Below are 4,630 nucleotides of genomic sequence, written 5' to 3'. Positions count from 1 at the left end.
CACCACTGCACCAGCGCCAGAACCTCACCCACGACACCGTGCACACGGTCCGCGGTCTCCGTACCGGACCCGGACCCCACCGGGCACGGAACGACCGTCACCACCGCGACTTCGGGAAGGGCCGGCTCGGCGGACAGAGCGGCCAGGTCCGCGTAGCTCCGTAGGTCGAGCCCGGCGGCAGCGTCGACCTCGGTGAGGGCCGCGGGCTGCCATGCGAGGCCGAACAGCGAGTCTTCGGCACGCCTGTCGGAGCCGCCCGCCACGAGCAGTTGCTCGCGTGACACCGGCCGCAGCGACAGTGAGCCGACCGTGGCCACCAGACCACCCGAGGTGTCGGCCACGGTCAGCGACACCGCGTCCGTACCCGTGCGGGAGATCTTGACCCGCAGCGCCGTCGCCCCCGCGGCACGCACACCCACTTCGGACCAGGCGAAGGGCAGCAGCGGCCCGTCGACGACGGGGACGAGCCCGCCCGCGCCGATCGCGTGGAGCGCCGCGTCCAGCAGCGCCGGGTGCAGGGCGAACGCGCCCGCCTCCGTGCCCTCGGGGAGGGCGACCTCGGCGAGCACCTCGTTCCCGCTGCGCCACACCGACCGCAGGCCCCGGAAAGCCGGGCCGTAGCCCAGGCCAAGTCCGTCCAGCTCCTCGTAGAACCCGGTCAGGTCGACGGCCTCGGCACCCGCCGGCGGCCACGCGCCGAAGGCTGCGCCGTGCGGCGGCTCGGGCAGCGCGTCCGTCAGGAAGCCGACCGCGTGCCGTACCCACGGCGCGTCGTCCGGGGCGTCCTCCCGGCGCGAGTGCACGCTCAGCGCGCGCCTGCCCGGCTCCTCCGCGGCCCCGACCCAGACCTGCACGGCCACGCCACCGCGCTGCGGGACGACCAGCGGTGCCTCCAGCGTCAGGTCCTCGACCTGCGCGCAACCGGCCTCGTCGCCCGCACGCACCACCAGTTCCACCAGCGCGGTACCCGGCAGCAGCACACTGTCCATGACCGTGTGGTCGGCGAGCCAGGGATGCGTCCTGAGCGACAGCCGCCCGGTGACCAGCAACCCGTCGGCACCGGGCAGCGCGACCACTGCGCCGGCCAAGGGGTGCTCCGCCGCTCCCAGCCCGAGTCCCGTGGCGGCGGCGCTGCCGGTGAACTCCTCGGGCGCGTCCAGCCAGTAGCGCTCGTACTGGAAGGCGTAGGTCGGCAGGTCGACGCGGCGGGCGCCGGGGAAGAGCGCCTGCCAGTCCGGGGAGACGCCGTGTGCGTGCAGTTCGGCGAGCGCGGTGACGACGGACTGCGGCTCGGGGCGGTCGGTCCGTACGACGGGGACGGTGACGATGTCCGAGCCGTCGAGGCAGCCTTGGACGAGGGAGCTGAGCACACCACCCGGACCGATCTCGACGAAGGTCGCCACGCCCAGCTCATGCAGGGTCCCGATCCCGTCGGCGAAGCGGACCGCCTCGCGGACATGCCGGACCCAGTACTCGGGCGTGTACGGCTCGGCCGGCCGGCCCGTGAGGTTCGAAACGACGGGAATCCGCGGCTCGTCGAAGGCCAGATCGCCGGCGACCTGCGCGAACTCGTCCAGCATCGGATCCATCAGTGGCGAATGGAACGCATGGCTGACCTTCAGGCGGGACGTCTTGCGCCCCTTCTCCCGGAAGGCCTCACCGATGGCGACAACCACGTCCTCGGCCCCGGAGACAACGACCGACCTCGGGCCGTTGACCGCCGCGATCCCGACCTCGCCGGTCAGGTACGGCAGCACCTCGTCCTCGGTCGCCTGTACCGCGACCATCGCACCGCCGACGGGCAGCGCCTGCATCAACGCGGCACGCGCCGACACCAGCCTCGCCGCGTCCTCGAGCGACAGCACCCCGGCCACGTGCGCGGCCGCGATCTCACCGACCGAGTGACCCGCCACGTAGTCCGGCCGGATGCCCCACGATTCGAGAAGTCGGAACAGCGCCACCTCGAACGCGAAGAGCGCGGGCTGCGCCGAACCCGTCCGGTTCAACTCCTCCGAGTCCACATCCACGGGCGCGTCCAAGAGCGCACACACCTCGTCGTAGGCCGCCGCGAACACCGGGTACGCCGCGTACAGTTCACGCCCCATGCCGATCCGCTGCGAACCCTGCCCCGAGAACAGGAAACCGGTCCTGCCGCCGGTGCCCGGTTCACCCAGGACGACCCGGGCGGACGGTGACCCTGCGGCCAACGCGCCAAGTCCTTCAAGGAGTTCGTCCCGGTTCTCCCCCACTACGACGGCCCGGTGCTCCATGGCCGAGCGTGCGGTGGCGAGCGAGAGGCCGACGTCGGCCGGCCGCAGGTCCGTGACGGTGGCCGTCGCCAGGGACAGCAGACGTCCCGCCTGTGCTCGCAGCGCCGTCTCCGTCCTGCCCGACAGTACCCACGGTACGACCGCGTCGGTGTCGGGTCCGGGCGGCAACTCCGCCAGGTCGGCAGCCTGTTCGACGATCACGTGGGCGTTGGTGCCGCTGATGCCGAAGGACGACACGGCGGCACGCCGCGGGCGGTCGGTCTCCGGCCAGTCGACGGCCTCGGTCAGCAGCCGTACATCACCGGCCGACCAGTCCACGTGCGGCGTCGGCTCGTCCACGTGCAGGGTCCGCGGCAGTACACCGTGCCGCATCGCCATCACCATCTTGATCACACCGCCGACACCCGCGGCGGCCTGGGCGTGGCCGATGTTCGACTTCAGCGAGCCCAGCCACAGAGGCCGGTCCTCCGGCCGCTCCTGACCGTACGTGGCGATCAGCGCCTGCGCCTCGATCGGATCACCCAGCCTCGTACCCGTACCGTGCGCCTCCACCACGTCGACCTGACCCGAGGACAGGCCCGCGTTCGCCAGCGCCTGCCGGATCACCCGCTGCTGCGCCGGACCGTTCGGCGCCGTCAGACCGTTCGACGCACCGTCCTGGTTCACCGCCGTACCGCGGACCACCGCCAGCACCCGGTGCCCGTTGCGACGCGCGTCGGACAGCCGCTCCACCAGCAACATTCCGACGCCCTCGGCCCACCCGGTGCCGTCGGCCCCGGCGGCGAACGCCTTGCACCGGCCGTCCGCCGACAGCCCGCGCTGACGGCTGAACTCCACGAACGTCGAGGGAGTCGCCATGACGGTGACTCCGCCGGCCAGCGCCATCGAGCACTCCCCGCTCCGCAGCGCCTGCGCGGCAAGGTGCAGCGCCACCAGCGACGACGAGCACGCCGTGTCGACCGTGACGGCCGGGCCCTCCAGGCCGAACGTGTACGAGACCCGGCCGGAGGCGATGCTGCCCGCGCTGCCGCTGCCCAGGTAGGCGTCCATGCCCTCCGGAGCCGTCGTCACGCGCCCGCCGTAGTCGTGGTACATCACGCCGGCGAAGACACCGGTCCTGCTGCCCCGCACCGTCACCGGGTCGATCCCGGCCCGCTCGAAGGCCTCCCACGACGTCTCCAGCAGCAACCGCTGCTGCGGATCCATCGCCAGCGCCTCACGCGGCGAGATCCCGAAGAAGGCCGGGTCGAATTCGGCGGCCTCGTGGAGGAAGCCGCCATGCCGCACATAGGACTTGCCGGAGCGGTCGGGGTCCGGGTCGTAGAGGTCCTCGACGTCCCAGCCGCGGTCCTCGGGGAAGCCCGAGACCGCGTCGCCGCCGGAGGCGACGAGACGCCACAGATCCTCGGGCGACCGCACGTCACCGGGGAAACGGCAGGCCATGCCCACGATCGCGATCGGCTCGTCCGTCCCGGTCACCGTGACGACCGCTGCCTCGGACCGCTCCTGGACGCCCAGTGTCTCGGCCAGCAGGAAGCGGGAGAGCGCGACGGGCGTGGGGTGGTCGAAGACCATGGTCGCGGGGAGCCGCAGCCCGGTCGCCGCGTTCAGCCGGTTGCGGAGTTCCACCGAGGTGAGCGAGTCGAAACCGGCGTCCTGGAACGCGTGTTCCGGCTGTACGGCCTGGGCCGAGGCGTGACCGAGCACGGCGGCGACCTCGGTACGCACCAGGTCCAGCACCACCTGCTCACGCCCGGCCTCCGGCAGCCCGGCCAGCCGCTGCCCCAGCGATCCCTTCGGCGCGGTCCGCGCCGCGCGCCGCGCGGCGCCCCGTACGGGTCCGCGCAACCCTCGCAGGACCGGCGGCACCCTGTCCTGCAGCCCGCCCAGGTCCAGCCGCAGCGGGGCGACGGCGGCCCGGTCCAGGGTCAGGGCCGCGTCGAACAGTCGCAGTCCTTCGCCGACGGCCAGCGGGGCCACGCCCACCCGCTCGAGCCGGGCCAGGTCCGCCCGGTCGAGCCGGTCGGCCATGCCGCCGCTCTGCTCCCACAGGCCCCACGCCAGCGACGTGGCGGGCAGCCCGCGGGCGCGGCGGGCTTCGGCGAAGGCGTCGAGGAAGGTGTTCGCCGCCGCGTAATTGGCCTGTCCCGCGCTGCCCAGGATCCCGGACACCGAGGAGAAGACGACGAACGCCGACAGGTCGCTCGTCAACTCATGGAGGTTGAGCACGGCGTCGACCTTCGGACGCAGCACCTTCTCCATGCGCTCCGGGGTGAGCGCGGCGATCACGCCGTCGTCGAGGACGCCGGCCGTGTGCACCACGGCCGTGACCGACGTGCCGGACAGTACCTCGGCAAGGG

1 protein-coding gene is annotated in these 4,630 nt (G+C 72.9%); it reads right to left on the bottom strand.

What is annotated here, in order from left to right; translation table 11 throughout:
* Window positions 1–4,630: type I polyketide synthase (locus ACZ60B_RS42590; protein WP_469397374.1), on the bottom strand; the 4,630-nt coding region annotated here is incomplete at both ends.

The organism is Streptomyces sp. NPDC104096, assembly GCF_055584385.1.
The sequence above is the reverse complement of the archived record's forward strand: the minus strand, read 5'-3'. Positions and strand labels throughout refer to the sequence as shown.